This window comes from Lachnoclostridium sp. An14, assembly GCF_002160755.1.
Taxonomy (GTDB): domain Bacteria; phylum Bacillota; class Clostridia; order Lachnospirales; family Lachnospiraceae; genus Lachnoclostridium_A.
In genome coordinates this window covers 1-21,282 of sequence record NZ_NFLE01000009.1, presented here as the reverse complement: position 1 = coordinate 21,282, position 21,282 = coordinate 1, and the positions used below count along the sequence as shown (strand labels likewise).

Annotated in this window: 25 protein-coding genes and 1 riboswitch; of the genes, 2 read left to right on the top strand and 23 right to left on the bottom strand. The window is 54.7% G+C overall.

Annotated elements, in window-relative coordinates; translation table 11 throughout:
• Positions 1-4 precede the first annotated feature (4 nt).
• The 13 genes from rplN to B5E84_RS06700 form a co-directional block, all read right to left on the bottom strand.
• Positions 5-373, bottom strand: a complete 369-nt coding sequence (rplN, locus tag B5E84_RS06760; protein WP_087221116.1) for a 50S ribosomal protein L14 — start codon at positions 371-373, stop codon at positions 5-7.
• Positions 374-397: 24 nt separating this feature from the next.
• Positions 398-652, bottom strand: coding sequence for a 30S ribosomal protein S17 (gene rpsQ / locus B5E84_RS06755; protein ID WP_087221112.1), 255 nt, complete (start codon positions 650-652; stop codon positions 398-400).
• A 40-nt stretch (positions 653-692) separates the two neighbouring features.
• Positions 693-899, bottom strand: a complete 207-nt coding sequence (rpmC, locus tag B5E84_RS06750) for a 50S ribosomal protein L29 (RefSeq protein ID WP_087221109.1) — start codon at positions 897-899, stop codon at positions 693-695.
• Positions 889-1,326: a 50S ribosomal protein L16 gene (gene rplP, locus B5E84_RS06745; protein ID WP_087221106.1), complete on the bottom strand. Its 438-nt coding sequence runs from the start codon at positions 1,324-1,326 to the stop codon at positions 889-891. The genes rpmC and rplP overlap by 11 nt, the downstream gene beginning before the upstream one ends.
• Positions 1,326-1,982, bottom strand: coding sequence for a 30S ribosomal protein S3 (gene rpsC / locus B5E84_RS06740; protein WP_087221103.1), 657 nt, complete (start codon positions 1,980-1,982; stop codon positions 1,326-1,328). Before rpsC ends, rplP begins: the two co-directional genes overlap by 1 nt.
• Before the next feature lie 9 nt (positions 1,983-1,991).
• Positions 1,992-2,378 carry a 50S ribosomal protein L22 gene (gene rplV / locus B5E84_RS06735; RefSeq protein ID WP_087221100.1) on the bottom strand — a complete coding sequence of 129 codons (387 nt, stop codon included), beginning with the start codon at positions 2,376-2,378 and terminating at the stop codon, positions 1,992-1,994.
• A gap of 30 nt (positions 2,379-2,408) precedes the next feature.
• Positions 2,409-2,690, bottom strand: coding sequence for a 30S ribosomal protein S19 (gene rpsS / locus B5E84_RS06730; protein WP_087221097.1), 282 nt, complete (start codon positions 2,688-2,690; stop codon positions 2,409-2,411).
• 19 nt (positions 2,691-2,709) lie between these two features.
• Entirely contained in the window at positions 2,710-3,555 is an 846-nt protein-coding gene (gene rplB, locus B5E84_RS06725) for a 50S ribosomal protein L2 (RefSeq protein ID WP_087221094.1), read from the bottom strand.
• Between the two features lie 103 nt (positions 3,556-3,658).
• Positions 3,659-3,958, bottom strand: a complete 300-nt coding sequence (gene rplW, locus B5E84_RS06720; RefSeq protein ID WP_087221091.1) for a 50S ribosomal protein L23 — start codon at positions 3,956-3,958, stop codon at positions 3,659-3,661.
• A complete protein-coding gene (gene rplD, locus B5E84_RS06715) occupies positions 3,958-4,578 on the bottom strand; it encodes a 50S ribosomal protein L4 (RefSeq protein ID WP_087221088.1) in 621 nt (206 codons plus the stop codon). Before rplD ends, rplW begins: the two co-directional genes overlap by 1 nt.
• A gap of 28 nt (positions 4,579-4,606) precedes the next feature.
• Entirely contained in the window at positions 4,607-5,242 is a 636-nt protein-coding gene (gene rplC, locus B5E84_RS06710; protein ID WP_087221085.1) for a 50S ribosomal protein L3, read from the bottom strand.
• 141 nt (positions 5,243-5,383) lie between these two features.
• On the bottom strand, positions 5,384-5,695 hold the full coding sequence (gene rpsJ / locus B5E84_RS06705) for a 30S ribosomal protein S10 (protein WP_087221082.1): 312 nt from the start codon (positions 5,693-5,695) through the stop codon (positions 5,384-5,386).
• A 516-nt stretch (positions 5,696-6,211) separates the two neighbouring features.
• A complete protein-coding gene (locus B5E84_RS06700; protein WP_087221079.1) occupies positions 6,212-7,597 on the bottom strand; it encodes a PspC-like choline-binding domain-containing protein in 1,386 nt (461 codons plus the stop codon).
• Between the two features lie 276 nt (positions 7,598-7,873).
• On the opposite strand from B5E84_RS06700, the gene B5E84_RS06695 reads away from it, so the two are divergent.
• Entirely contained in the window at positions 7,874-8,734 is an 861-nt protein-coding gene (locus tag B5E84_RS06695; protein WP_087221076.1) for a class I SAM-dependent methyltransferase, read from the top strand.
• A 94-nt stretch (positions 8,735-8,828) separates the two neighbouring features.
• On the opposite strand, the gene B5E84_RS06690 is transcribed toward B5E84_RS06695, so the two are convergent.
• From B5E84_RS06690 to B5E84_RS06645, 10 genes are all read right to left on the bottom strand, one after another.
• Positions 8,829-9,440 (bottom strand): HAD family hydrolase, encoded by a 612-nt coding sequence (locus tag B5E84_RS06690; protein ID WP_087221293.1) that lies wholly within the window; start codon positions 9,438-9,440, stop codon positions 8,829-8,831.
• A 104-nt stretch (positions 9,441-9,544) separates the two neighbouring features.
• A complete protein-coding gene (gene thiD / locus B5E84_RS06685; RefSeq protein WP_087221073.1) occupies positions 9,545-10,333 on the bottom strand; it encodes a bifunctional hydroxymethylpyrimidine kinase/phosphomethylpyrimidine kinase in 789 nt (262 codons plus the stop codon).
• Positions 10,330-10,983 carry a thiamine phosphate synthase gene (thiE, locus tag B5E84_RS06680; protein WP_087221070.1) on the bottom strand — a complete coding sequence of 218 codons (654 nt, stop codon included), beginning with the start codon at positions 10,981-10,983 and terminating at the stop codon, positions 10,330-10,332. Before thiE ends, thiD begins: the two co-directional genes overlap by 4 nt.
• Entirely contained in the window at positions 10,964-11,857 is an 894-nt protein-coding gene (gene thiM / locus B5E84_RS06675; RefSeq protein WP_087221067.1) for a hydroxyethylthiazole kinase, read from the bottom strand. The genes thiE and thiM overlap by 20 nt, the downstream gene beginning before the upstream one ends.
• Positions 11,854-12,372 carry an energy coupling factor transporter S component ThiW gene (gene thiW, locus B5E84_RS06670; protein WP_087221064.1) on the bottom strand — a complete coding sequence of 173 codons (519 nt, stop codon included), beginning with the start codon at positions 12,370-12,372 and terminating at the stop codon, positions 11,854-11,856. Before thiW ends, thiM begins: the two co-directional genes overlap by 4 nt.
• Before the next feature lie 147 nt (positions 12,373-12,519).
• A riboswitch (TPP riboswitch) is annotated at positions 12,520-12,628 on the bottom strand.
• 151 nt (positions 12,629-12,779) lie between these two features.
• On the bottom strand, positions 12,780-14,159 hold the full coding sequence (locus B5E84_RS06665) for a S1C family serine protease (RefSeq protein WP_087221060.1): 1,380 nt from the start codon (positions 14,157-14,159) through the stop codon (positions 12,780-12,782).
• A 121-nt stretch (positions 14,160-14,280) separates the two neighbouring features.
• Positions 14,281-15,351, bottom strand: a complete 1,071-nt coding sequence (leuB, locus tag B5E84_RS06660; protein WP_087221057.1) for a 3-isopropylmalate dehydrogenase — start codon at positions 15,349-15,351, stop codon at positions 14,281-14,283.
• Positions 15,352-15,364: 13 nt separating this feature from the next.
• Entirely contained in the window at positions 15,365-15,847 is a 483-nt protein-coding gene (gene leuD, locus B5E84_RS06655) for a 3-isopropylmalate dehydratase small subunit (RefSeq protein ID WP_087221054.1), read from the bottom strand.
• Positions 15,848-15,884: 37 nt separating this feature from the next.
• The gene (gene leuC, locus B5E84_RS06650) at positions 15,885-17,144 is read right to left on the bottom strand and encodes a 3-isopropylmalate dehydratase large subunit (protein ID WP_087221051.1); all 1,260 of its coding nucleotides are present in this window, start codon (positions 17,142-17,144) and stop codon (positions 15,885-15,887) included.
• Positions 17,145-17,170: 26 nt separating this feature from the next.
• The gene (locus B5E84_RS06645; protein ID WP_087221048.1) at positions 17,171-18,826 is read right to left on the bottom strand and encodes a 2-isopropylmalate synthase; all 1,656 of its coding nucleotides are present in this window, start codon (positions 18,824-18,826) and stop codon (positions 17,171-17,173) included.
• 615 nt (positions 18,827-19,441) lie between these two features.
• On the opposite strand from B5E84_RS06645, the gene B5E84_RS06640 reads away from it, so the two are divergent.
• On the top strand, positions 19,442-20,725 hold the full coding sequence (locus B5E84_RS06640; protein WP_087221046.1) for a helix-turn-helix domain-containing protein: 1,284 nt from the start codon (positions 19,442-19,444) through the stop codon (positions 20,723-20,725).
• Positions 20,726-21,282 lie beyond the last annotated feature (557 nt).

The following is a 21,282-nucleotide window of genomic DNA, read 5'->3' as shown; positions in this document are numbered from 1 at the left end:
CTCCTTACAGTACTTCCGGAGCCAGGGAAACAATCTTCATGAACTGTTTCTCTCTTAACTCTCTGGCTACCGGCCCAAAGATACGGGTTCCTCTGGGAGTCTTATCGTCCTTGATAATCACCGCGGCGTTCTCATCAAACTTGATGTAGGAGCCGTCTTTACGGCGAGCGCCCTTAACCGTACGAACCACTACAGCCTTTACAACATCGCCCTTCTTTACAACACCGCCTGGTGTTGCATCTTTAACGGAAGCAACGATTATATCACCAATATTAGCATATCTTCTGGTAGAACCGCCCATTACACGAATGCAAAGAAGCTCTTTCGCACCGGTATTGTCGGCAACCTTAAGTCTGGTTTCCTGCTGAATCATGCCTATACTCCTTCCTGGACTAAATTATCTTGCCTTCTCGATAATCTCAACAAGTCTCCATCTCTTGTCCTTGGACAGCGGTCTTGTCTCCATTACTCTTACGGTATCACCGATGCCGCACTCGTTCTTCTCGTCGTGCGCCTTTAATTTATAAGTTTTCTTAACGATCTTTCCGATTACCGGGTGCTTCACATGGTTCTCGATAGCTACTACGATGGTTTTGTCCATCTTGTTGCTCACTACCTTGCCAGTACGCACTTTTCTTAAATTTCTCTCCACGGTAGTTATCTCCTTTCAAATGTTCTGTTCTGAAGAAGTCCTACGCTAACTTGGATTTCTCAGTGATAACAGTCTGGATGCGGGCGATGTTCTTGCGAACCTCTTTGATTCTGCTGGTGTTATCTAACTGATTGGTAGCGTTCTGGAATCTTAAATTGAAAAGCTCTTTCTTAGCAGCTACTAATTCTTCGTTCAACTCTGCAGCTGATTTTGCCTTTAAACCTTCTACATACTTATTAATTTTCACTGTTATCACCGCCTTCTAAATCTGCTTTAGAAACAATCTTACATTTGCAGGGTAACTTGTGCATAGCAAGACGCAGAGCCTCGCGAGCAGTCTCCTCCGGAACGCCGGCAATCTCAAACATTACACGGCCCGGCTTTACAACTGCTACCCAGTACTCCAGAGCGCCCTTTCCGGATCCCATTCGGGTCTCAGCCGGCTTTGCAGTCACAGGCTTATCCGGGAAAATCTTAATCCAAACTTTACCGCCACGCTTGATGTAACGGGTCATGGCAATACGGGCTGCCTCGATCTGATTGGATCTGATCCAGCACGGCTCCATAGCCACCAGACCGAACTCACCGTTAGAAATCTTATTTCCTCTAAGCGCCTTTCCTGCCATGGAACCACGGAACTGTTTGCGGCGCTTTACTCTCTTAGGCATTAACATTATTTATCGCTCCCTTCCTTGTTTCCTTTAGTAGGAAGAACCTCGCCCTTGTAGATCCAAACCTTAACGCCTAACTTTCCGTAGGTCGTCTTGGCCTCGGCGAAACCATAGTCAATATCAGCTCTTAACGTCTGCAGCGGGATGGTTCCCTCGCTGTAGAACTCCGTACGGGCAATATCAGCTCCGCCCAGACGGCCTGCAACAGCGGTCTTGATGCCCTTCACGCCAGCCTTCATGGATCTGGACATGGTGGACTTCATAGCACGGCGGAAGGAAACACGGTTCTCCAGCTGCTGAGCGATGGACTCTGCAACCAGCTGAGCGTCACGGTCCGGTCTTTTCACCTCTCTGATGTCGATGAACAGCTTCTTGTCCGTAAGCTTCTGAACCTCTACCTTCAGTTTCTCGATCTCTGCGCCGCCCTTACCGATAACAACGCCCGGCTTTGCGGTGTAGATGATCACTCTTACTCTATCGGATGCGCGCTCGATCTCAATCTTGGAGATGCCGGCGCCGTACAGTTTCTTCTTCAGGAATGTTCTGATGTTATAGTCCTCAACTAAGCAGTCTGCGAAGTCAGCCTCAGCATACCACTTGGAGTCCCAGTCTTTAATAACACCGACTCTAAGGCCGTGTGGATTCACTTTCTGTCCCATAATTGCCTCCTATCTCTCATTAAGCACGATTGTGATGTGGCTCATTCTCTTTTCGATCCTGTAAGCTCTGCCCTGTGCTCTGGGTTTCACTCTCTTCATGGTCGGTCCCTTGTTCGCGTAGCACTCCTCTACGTACAGGTTCTCGGCGCTCATGTTATTATTGTTCTCAGCGTTCGCGATTGCTGACTCCAATAATTTCTTAATCAAAGTAGAAGCATATCTGGGATTGTAGGTTACAATACCAAGTGCGGTCTGCACATCTTTGCCTCTGATGGCATCTAATACAAAGCACGCTTTCTGAACAGACACTCTGGCGTAAGATAACTTGGCGCTGGGTCTGGTATCTTTCTGTGCGTTTCTTTCTCTCTTAATCTGGGCTCTATGTCCTTTAGCCATTGTTAAAAACCTCCTTTCAAAGTGTCTTTATTACTTACGTCCGGACTTCTTCTCGTCTTTTCCGTGGCCTCTGTAGGTTCTGGTGGCAACGAACTCGCCCAGCTTGTGTCCTACCATATCTTCGGTCACATATACCGGAACGTGCTTTCTGCCGTCATGAACTGCGATTGTATGTCCAACCATCTGCGGGAAAATCGTGGAGCGGCGGGACCAGGTCTTAATAACCTGCTTCTGTCCTGCCTCGTTCATAGCGTCCACTTTTTTCAGTAAGTGCGCGTCTGCAAATGGTCCTTTTTTTAATGAACGTGCCATAGCTTTAAGCCTCCTTCAATTATTTAATGGTCTTTCCGTCGCGTCTTCTCACGATCAGCTTGTTAGACTGCTTGTTTTTCTTTCTGGTCTTTAAGCCAAGAGCGGGCTTGCCCCAAGGTGTGCAGGGACCCGGACGTCCGATACCGGTCTTACCCTCACCACCACCGTGCGGGTGATCATTCGGGTTCATAACGGAACCGCGAACCGTAGGTCTGATGCCCATGTGACGCTTTCTACCAGCTTTACCGATGTTGATCAGGTTGTGCTCGCCGTTTCCTACCACACCGATGGTCGCGCGGCAGATGATCGGAACCATTCTCATCTCGCCTGAAGGAAGTCTTAAGGTTGCGTACTTGCCCTCTTTTGCCATTAACTGAGCAGCGTTTCCGGCGGAACGAACCAGCTGGCCGCCGCGGCCCGGATACAGCTCGATGTTATGAACCTGAGCACCTACCGGAATCTCAGACAGCGGTAAGCAGTTTCCTACCTTCGCCTCTGCGGTCGCGCCGCTCATAACCTTCATGCCTACAGTTAAACCTGCCGGAGCAAGGATATATGCTTTCTCGCCGTCTGCGTAGCAGATCAGAGCGATGTTAGCCGTTCTGTTCGGATCGTACTCAATTCCGATTACGGTAGCCGGAATGCCGTCCTTTTTATTTCTCTTGAAATCAATGATTCTGTATTTTCTTCTGGAGCCGCCGCCGTGGTGTCTCACAGTGATCTTACCCTGGTTGTTGCGTCCTGCGTTCTTCTTTAAGGAAGTGAGCAGGGATTTCTCCGGAACCGTCTTGGTGATCTCGCTGAAATCGGAACCGGTCATATGCCTTCTGGAAGGTGTATATGGGTTATATGTTTTGATTCCCATTGTTGTCTCCTTTCATGCCCTGCGGTTCTGCGCCGCCTGGCCGTTTCTTGTTTATTCGTCACGGCTCAAGATGCCGTATAGTGGGGCCACAATTCCTCTGGGATTACAGGCCCTGGAAGATCTCGATGTCCTTGCTGTCCTCAGTCAGCTTTACGATGGCCTTCTTGGTCTTCGCGGTCTTGCCGAAGGTCATTCCTCTCCTCTTGGTCTTCCCATCCATGTTCATGGTGTTTACGGATGCTACCTTCGTACCGGGGAACATCTTCTCAACAGCCTCTTTGATCATGGACTTGTTTGCTTCCGGATGAACCAGGAATGTGTATTTCTTCTCGGACATGGCGTTCATGCTTTTCTCGGTAACTACCGGTTTGAGGATTACGTCAAAGTACTGTACATTTGCCATTATGCGTACACCTCCTCGATTGCTGCAACAGCGGCCTTGGTGGCTACTACTGTGTTATATTTTAAGATGTCATATACGTTGATGGTGTTTACGAGAGCGGTCTTTACGTCAGCAACATTTTTCGCGGACTTCACTACGTTCTCGTTGTTCTCGCCAAGAACTACCAGAGCCTTCGCTACGTTTAAGTTCTTCATCACGTTCACGAAGTTCTTCGTCTTGATCTCGTTTAAGCTCAGCTCGTCCAGGACGATGAACTTGTTCTCCTGAACCCGGCTGGTCAGAGCGGACTTAAGAGCCAGTCTCTTTTCCTTCTTGTTCAGTCTGATGGTGTAATCTCTGGGGGTGGGAGCGAATACTACGCCGCCGCCGGTCCACTGGGGAGCTCTCGTGGATCCCTGTCTAGCGTGACCGGTTCCCTTCTGTCTCCACGGTTTTCTGCCGCCGCCGGATACCTCAGAACGGGTTTTTGCCTTCTGGGTTCCCTGACGTTTATTTGCAAGCTGGGCAACCACCGCCATGTGTACCAGGTGCTCGTTTACTTCCACACCGAATACCGCATCGTTCAGCTCCATGGTGCCAACTTCTTTGCCTTCCATATTAAAAACGGATACGTTTGCCATTACTAAAGTTCCTCCTTTCCTGTAAAGCTTACTTGCCGGACTTTACAGTCTCTTTGATTGTTACTAAGCACTTCTTCGGTCCCGGCACAGCGCCCTTTACAAGGATCAGGTTGTTCTCAGCGTCAACTCTAACCACTGCAAGGTTCTGAACAGTTACCTTCTCATGTCCCATGTGACCCGGCATTCCCTTGCCCTTGAATACGCGGCCGGGAGTGGTTGCGGAACCATTGGAACCCTGATGGCGGTGGAACTTGGAGCCGTGAGCCATCGGTCCTCTGTGCTGGCCGTGTCTCTTGATCGCGCCCTGGAATCCCTTACCTTTGGAGATTGCGGTCGCGTCGATCTTATCGCCGGCTGCGAAGATGTCTGCCTTGATCTCATCCTTTACGGAGTACTCCTCAGCATTCTCAAATCTGAACTCTCTTACATATCTCTTGTAAGAAACGCCAGCCTTGTCAAAATGTCCCTTCTGGGGCTTGTTGGCGTGTTTCTCTTTCTTGTCAACAAAGCCAACCTGTACGGCTTTGTAGCCATCGTTCTCCTCGGTCTTGACCTGCGTAACTACGCACGGGCCAGCCTGAAGAACCGTTACCGGAACGAGCACACCTTCGTCGTTGAAGATCTGTGTCATTCCAACTTTCGTCGCTAAAATCGCTTTCTTCATTGTTTGACCTCCTGTCTTTTTCTACAGCGGAACGCTCTCGCGTTCATCCTAGAACAGTCCAGAAATCTATCTAAACCCTTCAGGATCTTGCTTACTTAAAAATTATGATTAAAATGAAATGTCAGCCGTCTGGGGCTTTTATTATTTCATCTTAATGTTGATGTAAACGCCTGCCGGCATTTCCAGTCTGGACAGTGCATCTACCGTCTTCTGGCTGGGGGTAATGATGTCGATCAGTCTCTTGTGTGTTCTCTGCTCGAACTGCTCTCTGGAATCTTTGTACTTGTGGGTAGCTCTTAAGATGGTAACTACCTCTTTCTTGGTGGGTAACGGCACCGGTCCGCTCACCTGGGATCCCGTTTTCTTTACCGTCTCGATGATTTTTGCAGCGGACTGATCTACTAACTGATGATCGTACGCCTTCAGTGTGATTCTCATTACTTGACTTGCCATAAAAAAAGTCGCCTCCTTTTCGCACTTTTGCAGTACGACAAGCGGTGACTGTACACGTTTCCGTGTGTGTCGCAGGGACTACACACATATGGCCTGCTACCATGTTGCAGAACTTAGAAATCTTAATTTGTACAGTGACTTGTCGCCAGTTTCTAAACTTGACATTCGCTCCACGGAAAACCCGCCTCTTTCCGGCGGCAACCTCGCGCTTCATTGCTATCATGCCACAGCGTTATGAGTGTATCATATTTCTTTTTTATTTGCAAGCACTTTTTTCACGATTTTTCCTGTATTTATCAGGGTTTGTCTGTGCAGTTCCACAATATGGAAGGAGCGCGCCGGCAGCTGTCTTCCTCCACAGAGGACGCGCATCCGCCGGAGGCTCATGTGTCGCAGGGGACAGCGTTTCCTATGGCGTATTATAACATTTCCCATGGCATATATAATAGGAAAGAACAGGGCGTCCGTCTCCAGCCGCCCTGTTCCATATCCGCTTTTATCTGCTCTTTATACCGGTCAGTCGTAGTAATTCGGCTCTACCGGATCCCCGTAATGGCCTTTTCCTGCCGTCTCCTCGTCGATCTCCGTGAGGATTCCGCTGCTGTTGGTCTTGTATTTGATGCCGTCGGCGTTCTTCACGGTGGTGGAACGCATCACCTTGCCGCTGCTGGACACCACGTAGTTTTCGTATTTGTCCGTCCCGCTGGGGATGGAAACCACGTCGTACTTCATGCCGCTGTCCAGTTTCTGGAGCTTGCCACGGTAGTAGAGGTAGCCATTCTTCACGCCGGAGTAGCCCTGGCCGCTGTCAGAGAAATAGAACTCCGATACGGTGCCGTCCGCCTCCTCCAGTTTCACGCGGCCCTTCGTCATCACGCAGTCGCCCCGGTTGGTGCCAAAGGCGTAGGTGGTGTAATTCTCCCCGCTGCTGCCCAGGTATACCTTCTGGATGCCGTAGACGGGATTTCCCATATCGTTAAACAGGTAATTCTGTCCGTCGATCTTTACAAAGTCGGAGGTCGTGGCCTCGCCTTCCTTGGGGCCGATTTCCGGCTCGCCGTCCTTGGAGAAGTAGAACCATTCCACCACTCCGTCATATCCGGAAAGGGAATCCGGCGGATAGAGGGCCAGCCAGCCCTTTCTCGCCCGGCCGTCGGGGCCGAAATAGCGGAAATCCCCGATGCCGTCGGGAAGATTGTTCTCCCCCTTCATGTTCACCCAGCCGGTCTGCATCTCTCCGTCCGCGTTAAAACAGTAGTAGTCGTCCCCCACCTTGTGAACGTCGCACTCGTCGCCGCTCACGTCCGGGGTGTATTTCTTGCCGTTGGCGGAGAAATAGTACCATACCAGATCGTCGTCGTCCTCGTCGCCGGGACGGACCTTTCCGTCGTCATACTCTGACGCGTCCGGAGGAAGGAGTTTCTGCCAGCCGGTGAGCATCCGTCCATTGGCGTCGCAGTAGTAGATGTCGTCGTCCACCCAGCCGGTCTGCATCACGCCGTCGTCGTCAAAATAGTACCAGGAGCCGTCGATCTTCTTCCAGTCGTCCGTCTCCACCTTTCCGGAGCTGTTAAAGTAGTACCAGAGATAGCCGTTTACCGCCTCGTCCTCATCGCTGGCGATGCGCAGCCATTTATTGGCGATCATCAGGCCGTCGCCGTCTACGTAGTACGTGTCGTCCACCCATTCATTGATAGCCATCTCGCCGGCTCCGTTTAAGTAGCGCCACTGGTTGTCCGCTCCCTTTTTCCACTCGTCCCGGACCAGATAGCCCTGGGAATCATAGTAAACCCATACATTGTTCTGCTTGCTCCACCCCTCCGCGGCAAGGGAGGTGATGGTGGCGGCGCCCACGGTCATTACGGCGGCCAGGGCAAATACCGTCAGCCCTCTATTCTTCATACTGTAATTTCCTCCATTTATGTGATGAGGGTTCCCCCTATCTCTCAAATTAATATTCGCTATCTTACATTCTAGCAATTAATGGGAAAATATTCAACCATCAACGCCCGGAAATATCTTTCGATTTCTTTACAATTTCTGTTTTTTCTTATATACTACTGGTACTTCTTGTAAAAAACGGATTCTGGTACTGTTTAACACGTACCCGCCGAAACGCGGCTAATCAAACGAAACTGTTATGAACCGATATTGATTTTATATGAAAAGAGGAGCATTATGTGGATTGCAGACGGCTGGAAAGATTATGAAGTGATTGACTGTTCAAAAGGGGAAAAGCTGGAGCGGTGGGGCTCGTACCTGCTGGTGCGCCCCGACCCTCAGGTGATCTGGGACACCCCGAAGAAACACAGAGGCTGGAAACGGATGAACGGCCACTACCACCGCAGCGCCAAGGGCGGCGGCGAGTGGGAGTTTTTCGATCTCCCGGAGCAGTGGACCATCGGCTACAAGGGCCTCACATTTAATCTCAAGCCCTTCAGCTTTAAGCACACCGGGCTGTTTCCGGAGCAGGCGGCAAACTGGGACTGGTTCGGGGCGAAGATCCGCCAGGCGGGACGTCCGGTGAAGGTGTTAAACCTTTTTGCCTACACCGGCGGGGCCACCCTGGCGGCCGCCCAGGCGGGAGCCGCCGTCACTCACGTGGACGCCTCCAAGGGCATGGTGGGCTGGGCCAGAGAAAACGCCCGTTCCTCCGGCCTGGAGAACGCGCCCATCCGCTGGATCGTGGATGACTGCGTAAAGTTTGTGGAGCGGGAGATCCGCCGGGGAAATCACTACGACGGCATCATCATGGATCCCCCTTCCTACGGCCGTGGGCCGAAGGGGGAGATCTGGAAAATCGAGGACGCCATTCACCCCTTAGTGAAACTGTGCGCCCAGCTGCTCTCCGATGAGCCCCTGTTTTTCCTGATCAATTCCTATACCACAGGGCTGGCGCCGGCCGTTCTCTCCTATCTGATCGGCACGGAGATCTGCCCCAAATACAAAGGGACGGTGCGCTCCGAGGAAATCGGGCTGCCGGTGACGGAGACGGGGCTGGTGCTGCCCTGCGGGGCGGCCGGACGCTGGGAGGCGTGACGGGACAAAGGTAATTTAAAGCGGACTGCCGGGTGTATTCTTCCTGTACTCCCAGCGGTCCGCTGTTCTTTATTTTTCACATTTTCACGCCCGGTCAAAGCTCCGCCAACACCTTTTTCAGCTTTTCCAGATCCATATCCTTATGGCAGTAACCTTTCATGCCGCAGGCGGCGGCGCCGTCGATGTTTAACTGTAAATCGTCCACGAAGAAACACTCCTCCGGCTTTAAGCCAAATTTCTCAAACAGCCGCTCATAGATCTCCTTCTGAGGCTTTAGCAGCTTTTCCTCCGCGGAGAACAGGATGCCGTCAAAGCAGTCCACCGCGGGGATGTAGGTGCGGTAGCAGGCGCGGAGGCGGACAGAGGCGTTGGAACAGAGATAAATGCCAAATCCCTTCTCTTTTAAGGAACGGATCATTTCCTCAGCCCCTTCCACGGTCCACATACAATACTCGTGCCAGTGGGCAAAGCACTGCTCTGCCAGCTCTTTTTCCCGGTCGGTAACCAGGCGGCGTTTCATCCGCTCCAGGCCTTCCTCCTCGCTGATCACTCCCATATCCAAAAGGATCCACTCCTGGGAACCAAACACGGCGGCGCGAACACGGCCGTACTCCTCCGTCCCTTCCTCCATAAACCGGCGGCAGACCCGGTTCTCATCGTAGGCTACCAGCACATTTCCCATGTCAAATACGATATTTTTTACCATGCTTTCCCTCCGTCCGGCCGCTCCCGGACGGAACCGGCAGCCGCCTGCAGTCATCTCTTTGTCCTCCCAGTATAGCACAAGGGCTGGAAAACGTCACCGGCTTTTTAACGGTTCCTCATGGCAAACCCGTGATCTAGGGGGCCGGAGCCGGCTCCCAGATCCAGGCCTGCCGCCAGAGCGCCGGAAATGTATTCCTTGGCGTTTCGCACCGCCTCCTTTAAGGTCAGCTCCTTTGCTAAGCCGGAGGCGATGGCACTGGACAGGGTGCAGCCGGTGCCGTGGGTGTTGGGGTTTTCGATCCGTTTTCCCTGGAACCAGGTCCGTTCTCTGCCGTCAAAAAGCAGGTCGTTGGCATCCTGGATCGAATGGCCGCCTTTGCAGAGCACGGCGCAGCCGTAGGTCTCGTAAATCCGCTCCGCCGCCCGCTCCATATCCTCCGGCGTATGGATCTCCATGCCGGACAGCACCTCCGCCTCCGGGATATTGGGGGTGATGACGGCGGCCATGGGCAGCAGGACGGAGGTCAGGGCCTCCACCGCGTCCTCCCGCAGCAGCCTGGAGCCGCTGGTGGACACCATCACCGGGTCCACCACCAGATTATCGGCCTTGTACTCCTTCAGTTTCTCGCCGATGACGCGGATCAGGGCACTGCTTCCCACCATCCCCGTCTTCACCGCGTCGGGGCGGATGTCCTGGAATACGCAGTCCAGCTGGGAGGCAAGAAACTCCGGGGATACCTCCAGAATCCCGTACACCCCTGTAGTATTCTGGGCCGTGAGAGCCGTGATAGCGCTCATGCCGTACACGCCGTTTGCCAGCATGGTCTTTAAATCCGCCTGGATACCGGCGCCTCCGCTGCAGTCGCTCCCTGCGATGGTAAGTACCGTTTTCATGTTTCCTCTCTCCTCTCTGCCAGCCTTTCCGCTGTGGCCCTTAGGCGGGCGGCGGCCTCTCTCTTATCCGCTGCCGCGAAAATGGCGCTGATCACCGCAATCCCGGCGATTCCCGTCCCCGCCAGGCTGCCGGCATTTTCTTCTGAAATCCCGCCGATGGCCACCACCGGCACGGAGACGGCGGCGCAGATGCGCTTTAGCTCCTCCATAGGCAGGCAGGATACGTTGGTTTTGGTAGCGGAGCCGAACACCGCGCCGCTGCCCAGGTAGTCCGCCCCCTGGCGCACCGCCTCCAGGGCCTCCGCCACGTTGTGGGCGCTGGCTCCTATGATCTTGTCCGGGCCGAGGAGTTTCCTGGCCTCCACCACTCCCAGATCCTCCTGGCCCACGTGGACGCCGTCCGCGTCCGCCTCCAGGGCCGCCTGCACGTCGTCATTGATGATCAGAGGCACGCCGTAGGAGGCGCAGACCGGTTTCAGCCTGCGGGCCAGCTCCACCATCCCCTGGTGGGAGATCTCCTTTTCCCGGAGCTGTACCATGGTAGCTCCCCCTTTTAACGCCTCCTCCACCACCGTTTCCAGGCTGTCCTCTCCCAGCCAGGAGCGGTCTGTGACGGCGTAAAGCAGCAGTTTATCCCTTGATAAATTCAATGTTTTCCCTCCATTCTTCCGTAAGCCAGGCCGCGTCGAACAGCCTGACGTGAAACGTCCCGGGCCCGCCTCCCGTCCGCCTCGTCTCCTCCCAGGCAGCCTCTCCGCAGGCCTTCCAAAAGGAGGCGGCGGCGGAAAGAGCCAGAAAGGGATCCTTCTCCACGGCGCAGAACGCCCCGGCCAGGGCGGACAGCATACAGCCAGTGCCGGTCACCCGCCCCATGGCGGAGGTGCCTCCTCTGATGACGGCGGTGCGGCTGCCGTGGGAGACGATGTCTTCCTCACCGCTTATGAGTACGGCGCAGCCGCGGCGGGCCGCCAGCCGCTCTGCCGCTTCCTTCCGCGCCGGAAACGGGGCTTTGGCGCTGTCCACCCCGTGAAACTCCGCCGTTTCTCCCAAAAGGGTCAAAGCCTCGGAGAAGTTGCAGTGGATGGCGGAAAACGGCACATCCCTCAATATAGCCAGGGTATTTTCCCGGCGCCAGGGGCTGGCCCCGGCTCCCACCGGATCCGCCACCAGGGGAACTCCGGCCGCCGCTGCCGCCGTCCCCGCCCGGCGGATGGCCTCAAATTTTTCTTCGTCCGGGGTGCCGAAATTTAACACTACGGCATCGCAGGCCGCGGCGATCTCCCCCGCCTCCTCCTTTGCCTGGGCCAGAATGGGCTTTGCCCCGGCCGCCAGCAGGATATTGGCCACATCCGGGGCCACCGCCAAGTTTTCAATGCAGTGGACGCGTGGAGAACGGTCCCGCAGGCGGCGCAGCAGAGCGGCTGCCGGAGAACCACAAAGGCCGGAATCTCCCGTCCCGCCGGAACCGGAAAAACCGGCTCTGTCCCAGCCGCCAGGTTCCCGTTCTGACAGTTTGCCGCTCATCGGTCCACAGCCTCCTTCATCACCGCAAAACCGCCGCTGCGCTTTAACACGGCGATCACGGCGCAGGCGATGGCCGTTCCGCCCACAGTGGACACCAAAAAGGGCAGGACGTAGGCGAACAGGGCCGCCTCCTTATTTCCCATAATCCACACTGCCACCGGCCAGGCCGCTAAGCCGCCTAAAATGCCGGTGCCAAAAATTTCCGCCCCGTAGGTGAGCCACAGCTTTCCCGTGCGGGAAAATACCAGGCCGCAGAGCAGCGCCCCGCACATACTGCCGGGAAAGGCTAACAGGCTGCCGGTGCCCATAATATTGCGGATCAGGCTGGTGACAAAGGCCATTCCCACGCCGTACCACGGCCCCAGGAATACGGCCGCCAGCACGTTCACCATATGCTGTACCGGAAAGCAGCGGGAGGCTCCCACAGGAATGCTGAACGGGGAACAGGCCACCGCCACTGCCGCCATCAGGCCGGCGGCCGCCAGTTTTTTCGTGTTTGTGTGTTGTGTTTTCATAACATTTCAACCCCTTTTCTCCGGAAAGCCCCCGAAAACGCCTGTTTTCTCTGCGCGGAGTGCGCTTCCCGCCGGAGGCTTTTGTGTCATAGGAGACGCAATTTCCTGTGATACAAAAACAGGACATACCTACGTATGTCCCTCAGCAGTCCAGGCCGGATCAGTCCCTACGTTGGCATTACCCAAATCAGGTCGGCGGGTCGAGGCGGTACAGCCTCCTCTCAGCCTGTTTCCACAAGCTCCCCGGTTGTATTTTGTTCTATTGTACCACCGTCAGGCGGCAGTGACAAGAAAAATCTTGGCCGGAAAAGTCCTGGCAGCGCGGCGTGAAAAGCCCCCGGACGGGCGGCAGCTTTTCCTGCCATTCCCGCCGGGGGCCTGTTATATTCTCATATTCTCGTAACCGTTTACCACCGCGGCATCAGAAAGGTTCTTTCCTCCGTGGCAGAATTTCCTTCCACCGCGTCGTCCGCCGGCTTGTAGTCCAGGGTGATCTCCACCTGCCGCTCCACGTACTCCCCATTTTCCAGGGACTGAACCGTCAGGGTTACGGTCTCGCCGCCTTCATAGTAGGTGAGCAGTTTCTGCAGCTCCTCCATGCTGGAGACACTGGAGCCGTCCAGCTTGGTGATGATGTCCTTCTCCCGCAGATCCGACTTGGAAGCCGCTCCGCCTTCGGTGATCTTGTACACGTAAACGCCCTTGGGCATTCCGAAGGTGCTGGAATACTGCTGGTCGATGGTCAGGGCCTGGATTCCCAGATAGCCCTGTTTCTCCGTGGCCACTTCCGTCCTGGTCTTGGTGTTCATCAGGTCGTTGATAATGTCCTTCACCGCGGAAATGGGGATGGCGTAGCCCATGCCTTCCACGTCCGTGTCCGTATACTTGGCGGAGTTGATGCCGATGACCTCACCGCTCATGTTTAACAGGGCGCCGCCGCTGTTTCCGGGGTTGATGGCCGCGTCGGTCTGGAGCAGGTGTCTGGTGATGTTGTCCTCACTGGTTTTCACCTCTCTGTCCAGGGCGCTCACATAGCCCACGGTCACGGACTGGCCGTAGCCCAGGGCATTTCCGATGGCCACCACGCCCTGGCCCACCTTCAGGCTGTCGGAATCCCCCATGGAGGCGATGGCGATCTTGCTCATGGTGTCCGCGGAAATCTCGGACAGGGGCACCGCGATCACCGCCAGGTCGTTCTCCGCGTCCGTTCCCTTAATGTTTGCCCCTACGGACTGGTCGTCGATAAATACCACCTTCAGATCCTCGGAGTTTTCCACCACATGGTTGTTGGTGACGATCAAAAGCTCCGTGTCGTTCTGACCGATGATAATGCCGGATCCGGCGCTGGGAACCTCATAGGTCTGAGTGCCGAAGAACCAGTCATTGCTCTCCATGAGCATTTTGTTATTGATGGCGACGATGGAGGGCATGGCCTTCTCTACGATGGAGGACACGTCCAGGGTGGCGGTCACCGGAGTACCGCTTGCCACCGGGCTGGAGGTCTCCTGGCTGTCTGCCGGGACGGTGGTCAGCTCCGTCCGGGCCGGGTTCTGAATCCGGTTGTAGTGGTCCGCCACCATATTGATTCCCACCATGGTGCCGCCGGAAACGGTTCCAAACAGCAGGGCCGCCGCCGTGATCAGGGCCGCCTTCTTGGCCAGGCCGCCCCGTTTTTTCTTCCTGGGGGCCTTCGGCTCCTCCGGAATGAATCCGCTGGGCAGCTCCGGCCTTCTGTTTTCTTCATTGTCGCTATGATAAATGTCTGAGTTATTGTAATCCTCGTACATAAGTCCTGTCTCCTTTCACTTTTCCATCTCTTTCATTTCATGGCCTTAGTTTAGCAATGAATTGTGTCCGAATTGTGATAAATTGTTAATAAAAATGTGAATGGAAGGACTTACGCGCCTCCTACAGATTCTTTAAAATGGCGTCTCCCATCTCGGAACAGCTCACCAGGGCGCAGCCGTCCGCCATCATATCGGCGGTGCGAAGGCCCGCGTCCAGAACCTTGTTCACAGCGGCCTCCACGGCGGCGGCCTCCTCGTCTAAGTCAAAGCTGTACTTTAACATCATGGCCGCGGAGAGAATGGTTCCCACCGGGTTGGCCTTGTTCTGGCCGGCGATGTCCGGGGCGGAGCCGTGGATCGGCTCGTAAAGGCCTCTGCTGCCCTCTCCCAGGCTGGAGGAAGGGATCATGCCGATGGAGCCGGTGATCATGCTGGCCTCGTCGGAGAGAATGTCACCAAACATATTTTCCGTCACCACCACGTCAAACTGGCTGGGATCCTTGGCGATCTGCATGGCGGCGTTGTCCACCAGCATATCGGCGTACTCCACATCCGGGTACTCCTCCGCCAGGCGGTGCATCACCGCTCTCCATAAGCGGCTGGTGTCCAGCACGTTTGCCTTGTCGATGCTGGTGACTTTGTGCCGTCTCTTTCTCGCCGTCTCAAAGGCGATGCGGCCGATGCGCTCGATCTCATGCTCAGAGTAGCTCATCACGTCCGTGGCCTTCTTCTCCCCGCCGCACTCCTCCGTGCGGTGCTCGCCGAAGTACACGCCGCCGATCAGCTCCCGGACCACGATAAAATCAATGCCCTTGGCCACGATCTCCGGCTTTAAGGGGCTGGCGTCCGCCAGCTGGGGCCAGAGCTTTGCCGGCCGGTTGTTGGCGTAGAGGCCCATGCCGGAGCGCAGGGCCAAAAGCCCTTTCTCCGGCCGCTTGTCTCCCGGCATCCCGTCCCACTTGGGGCCGCCCACGGCGCCTAAGAGGACGCTGTCGGATGCCAGGCATTTCTCCAGCATTTCCTTCGGCAGGGCCTCGCCCCAGCGGTCGATGGCGATTCCGCCCATATCCACATCCACATATTTGAAAACATGGCCGTACTTTTCCGCGACGGCGTCCAGCACCCGAATGGCCTGGTCCACGATTTCCGGGCCGATTCCGTCTCCCCGGATCACTGCGATCTGCTTTTCCATCTCATTCCCCTCCTTATTTGCTGATGCTGTTCATCAGGCCGCCGGCCTTGATGATGTTCTGAATAAAGGGAGGGAAGGGCTGGGCCTGGAACGTCTCCCCGGTGGTCTCGTCGGTGATCACGCCGGTGTCAAAATCCACCTTTACCTTGTCTCCCGCCTGGATGGCGGCGCTGGCCGCCGGGCACTCCAGAATGGGGAGTCCGATGTTGATGGAGTTGCGGTAGAAGATTCTGGCGAAGGTAGCGGCGATGACACAGGAAACGCCTGCCGTCTTGATGGCCAGGGGGGCGTGCTCACGGCTGGAGCCGCAGCCGAAGTTGGCTCCGCCGACGATGATGTCCCCTTCCTTTACCTTATTTACGAATTCCGGGTCGATGTCCTCCATGCAGTGAGCGGCCAGCTCCTTGGCGTTGGGGGTGTTTAAGTAGCGGGCGGGGATGATGACATCCGTGTCCACGTTGTCCGGGTATTTATGTACAAATCCGATTGCTTCCATGATCGTTTTCCTGCCTTTCTCTATTTGTGGCGGCGCTTTAGACCGTCCGCGGGTCGGTGATGTAGCCTGTGAGGGCGCTGGCTGCCGCCGTCGCCGGGCTGGCCAGGTAGACCTCGCTCTTTACGTGGCCCATGCGGCCCACAAAGTTGCGGTTGGTGGTGGAGACGCAGCGCTCTCCCTCCGCCAGGATTCCCATGTAGCCGCCCAGGCACGGGCCGCAGGTGGGGGTGGAAACCACGCAACCGGCGTCCACAAAGTCCGTGGTCCAGCCTCTCACCAGGCACTCTCTGTAGATGGCCATGGTGGCGGGAATGATGATGACGCGCACGCCGGGAGCGGTATGCTTGCCCTTTAAGATCTTCCAGGCGGCTTCCATGTCCTCCAGACGGCCGTTGGTACAGCTGCCGATGACAACCTGGTCGATCTTGACCTCTTTGCCGGCAGACGCCGGTTTCGTGTTCTCCGGAAGGTGAGGCCAGGAAACGGTGGGCTCCAGCTCATCTAAATTGATCTCGATGGTCTGCTCGTAGCAGGCGTCCTCGTCCGCCTCGTATACCGTCCAGGGCCTCTGGCTCCGTCCCGTAAGGTAGGCGATGGTGGTCTCATCCACTGGGAAAATGCCGTTCTTGGCGCCGGCCTCGATGGCCATATTGCAGACGCTTAAGCGGTCATCCATGGTGAGGGACGCCACTCCGGGGCCGGTAAACTCCATGCTCTTATAGAGAGCCCCGTCCACGCCGATCTTTCCGATGATGTGAAGAATCAGGTCTTTTCCGCTGACGGTGGGCTGCAGGGCGCCGGTAAGGACGATCCGGATGGCCGCCGGCACTTTAAACCAGCACTGGCCCGTAGCCATTCCCGCTGCCATGTCCGTGCTGCCTACGCCGGTGGAAAACGCTCCCACAGCTCCGTAGGTGCAGGTATGGCTGTCTGCGCCGATGATGCAGTCGCCGGCGGTGACGATGCCTTTTTCCGGAAGCAGGGCGTGCTCAATGCCCATCTCTCCCACGTCGAAGAAGTTTACGATGCCGTATTTGTTCGCGAAGTCACGGCACTGTTTGGACTGCTGGGCGGCCTTAATGTCCTTGTTGGGCACGAAATGGTCCAGCACGATGTTGATGCGGGTATTGTCAAACACGCTGTCAAAGCCTGCTTTCTCAAACTCGTTGATGGCGACCGGGGTGGTGATGTCATTTCCCAGCACCTCGTCCAGGCGGGCGTTGATTAACTGTCCTGCCTCTACTTTCTCCAGCCCCGCGTGGGCGGCCAGAATTTTCTGTGTCATTGTCATTCCCATAGCTTTTTGTCCCCTCTGTCTTTTCTTTATTTGTTGTTCACCGCGCTGATCATTGCCTTGATACCGGCACGGATAATATCGGTGTCAGTGCCTGCGCCCCAGGTCACAGTGCCGTCGCCCCACTGCAGGCCTACGTAAGAGGCCGCCTCACTGGTGGAGCCGTGCTCTAAGCTGTGCTCAGAGTAGTTCATGATGGTGAAGTCTTTGCCGGTGGCGGTGCGCACAGCGTTGCAAACCGCGTCCAGACGTCCGTTTCCATGAGCGGAAACCTCCATGTGCATTCCATCCTCCGTCTGTACCGTCGCGGTAACCGTGATTCTGCCGTTCTGCACAAAATGCGTCTTGATCACGTCCACCGGAGCGAACTTGTTCAGGTAGGTGCTGCGGAATACCTCCAGAACCTCCTCCGGCTGCAGCTCCTTGTGGGCGTGGTCGGAAACGGATTTGACCGCATATCCGAAATCCTCCCGCATCTTCGGCGGCAGTACAAACCCAAACTTCTGCTCCAGCAGGAATCCGATTCCGCCTTTTCCGCTCTGGCTGTTGATGCGGATGACGTCGGCGTCGTAGGTGCGTCCGATGTCCGTGGGATCAATCGGGATGTAAGGAACATTCCACTGGTGGAGTCCGCGCTCCTTTCTCCAGATCATGCCCTTGGCGATGGCATCCTGATGGCTGCCGCTGAAGGCCGCAAATACCAGCTGTCCGGCGTAAGGCGTTCTCTCATATACGTGCATTCTGGTCACCCGCTCGTACAGATCCACAATGGAGGGCATATCGCTGAAATCCAGGTGGGGATCCACGCCGTGGGTGTACATATTGAGAGCCAGGGTGATCACGTCCACGTTTCCGGTGCGCTCGCCGTTTCCAAAGAGGGTTCCCTCCACACGGTCCGCTCCCGCCAGCAGGGCTAACTCCGTGTCCGCCACGCCGCAGCCCCGGTCATTGTGGGGATGGACGCTGAGCACTACGCTGTCGCGGCATTTTAAGTTATCGCTCATGTACTCGATCTGGTTGGCGTAAATGTGGCTCATACTCATGGATACGGTCACCGGCAGGTTGATGATCATGGGTTTCTCCGGGGTGGGCTCCATGATGTCGATCACGGCGTTGCACACCTCCAGGGCGTATTCCGGCTCCGTGCCGGTAAAGCTCTCCGGGCTGTACTCAAACCGGAAGTTGCCGGGGTACTCCGCCGCCAGCTTTTTCACCAGGGTCGCTCCGTCCGTAGCGATCTTTTTGATCTCCTCTTTGCTCTTTTTAAACACCTGCTCCCTCTGGGCCACGCTGGTGGAATTGTAGAAATGGATCACGGCGCTGGGCGCTCCCTGGACGGCCTCAAAGGTCTTGCGGATGATGTGGTCGCGGCACTGGGTGAGCACCTGCACGGTCACGTCCTCCGGAATCATGTTTTTCTCAATCAGGGTGCGGAGGAACTCATACTCCGTCTCGCTGGCCGCCGGGAAACCTACTTCAATCTCCTTAAAGCCGATCTTTACCAGGAGCTTGAAAAACTCCAGCTTTTCCTCTAAACTCATGGGAACTACCAGGCTCTGGTTTCCGTCCCTCAAATCCACGCTGCACCATGCCGGCGCCTTCTCGATATGATCCTTTTTTACCCAACGGTACTCGGTTTTCGGCGGGTTGTAGTAGCCAATCTGATACTTGCTGACATCCATCATCGTCTTATTCCTCCTGTTTTTTGGTTTTCGTCCGGGGCATCCCGATGGAGGCTTTTGTGTCATGGGAACACCGTTTCCTGTGACACAAAAAGGCCCCCGTCCCTCAAGGGATTTGCCCCTTGAGAGACGAGAGCCACAGTTTCTTTTTTCATGCTCCCGCGGTACCACTCTCCTTGCTGTGTGACAGCCGCTCTGTACGGTCAGTAAACTTACGAACCGCGTCCCGGATAACGGTGGGATTCCGCTCCAGCCTACTGATCCCCGTCCCAAAGGAACGCTCCGGATGTTCAGCCGAGTGCTCAGGGGCCAGTATACATATTCCGCGCCGCTGCCTCGCACCAAACGGCAACTCTCTGAAGGTCGCTGTGGGATATGCTTTTTCCCCGTCATCGCGCATATGAATTTCTTGAAATTTTACCGCAGACTGATAAAATTGTCAAGAGTTTTTTGCAGAGGACACACGACAAACGCATGAATACTGAAATGAAAAATTTATTTCCACTTTGAATACCGGAAAGTAGATTTTAGTCTTTCACTCATTTCCTCTTCCACAAATGTTGCTTTTAGTCTTACACTTATCCTGTCTGACAGCTGCCGGAAAGGCTGGTATAACCTATGAGAAACTCTAATTCTTTTACTCATTTGACCCTGAAGGAACGACGCATCATCCTTGCCGGCATTACCAACGGTTCTACCAAAACCGCAATCGCCCAGACCATCGGAAAGAACAAGTCCACGGTCGGCAAAGAAATCAAGCTCCGCCGGAAACTCACTCATAAGTGTAAAATGCCACTGGAATGCAACAACTACCGCAAATGCGTCTTTGGACGCCAGTGCATCCCGGACTGCCCCAACTACAGCCCCTTCCGCTGTTCCCGGCGTGACCGTTCCCCTGGCGCCTGCAACGGCTGTTCCTGCTGGTCCCACTGCCGTTTTGACAAATACCAGTACATCCCGGAGGACGCCCATCTCGACTACCGCTCCCTCCTTGTTGACTCCAGACAGGGCGTTAACCTGACCGTACAGCAGGCAAAGGTCATGGCCGCCATCATCGCTCCCCTGCTCAAACAGGGCCACTCCCCATACCAGATCGTTACCTCACATCCGGAACTGGGCATTTCCGAGAAGACCCTTTATAACTACATCGAGCAGGATGTGTTCCATGAAGTCGCTGGCATTACCGTCATGGACCTGCGCCGACAGGTATCCCGCAAGCTCCCCAAAAAGAAAGCTGCTGGATATAAAAAACGGGCTGACAGGAAATATCTGGCTGGAAGGACTTATAAAGACTATCTCGCATTCCTTTCCGATCATCCGGATGCTTTTGTCGTCCAGATGGACACGGTCTATAACGATGAGACCAACGGACCCTTTATCCAGACTTTTAAGTTCGTAAAGTCCGGTCTCCTTTTTGCCGTTTACCACACAGAGAAAACCTCCTTCTCCATGCTGAAAGGGGTGAATCTGCTGGAAACCATCCTTGGAGGGACTCTGTTTCGAAAATACGTCCAGGTCCTCCTCACGGACAGAGGCTCTGAATTTTCAGCTGCTGATGCCATGGAAAACGGCTCTGACGGTACCAGAAGAACACGGGTATACTATTGCGATCCCATGCAGTCCGGGCAGAAAGGAACTTTGGAGAATAAGCATATCGAACTGCGTTACATCCTTCCAAAAGGCACGGATCTAAAAGCATTGGGCCTGACAGGGCAAGACGCCTTGAACCTGGCTCTCAGCCATGTGGATTCTGCTCCAGAGGAATCTTTAGGCGGCAGGAGCCCGCTCGAGCTTACAGAGTTCCTGTACCCGGACCTTTATGAAAAGCTGTGTGCCTTTGGGATCCGGTTGATCCCCAAGGATCAGGTAGTCTTAAAACCATACCTGTTAAAAAGTAAGTAACTAAACGGAAAGAAAAACAACAGGCGGCTGTCCGGCCCCATATCGACATTGCAAGTGGAAGTTAGTCCTACCCTTTTTTAAACCACGACTAAAATCCGCTTTTTTGCTGTGCCCGGAAATAACCCTTCAAAGCCATGAACCTGTTGTTTTCTTTATGTATTGTAACACTGAATTCCACTAAAAGAAACAAAAAAGCAGCAATTACCCAATTTTGTAAGAGTAATTGCTACTTTTATTTTCGACATTTTCAAAGTGGAAATAAACTTTGCACTTCAGCCAAACGCATGAATGTGTTCTTCAACCAAACCCCGTTTTTATCCCCAATTTTACAGATTTATGATCTGCTCCAAATGTTTTTCGGGGTTTGTTCCGATTGCATACCGTTTCTTTTTCATGCTTAATGGTTTATTCCCGACCTCTATCATTTTTAAGATACTTATCCTAAATTATTCACGGAACAGTATCTGAATTGATAACAGTACCATGAATCTGAAAATTGATCCATGCAGCCATAACATCACTCAATTAACCCGTCAAAAGGGTATAAAATCCCTGTG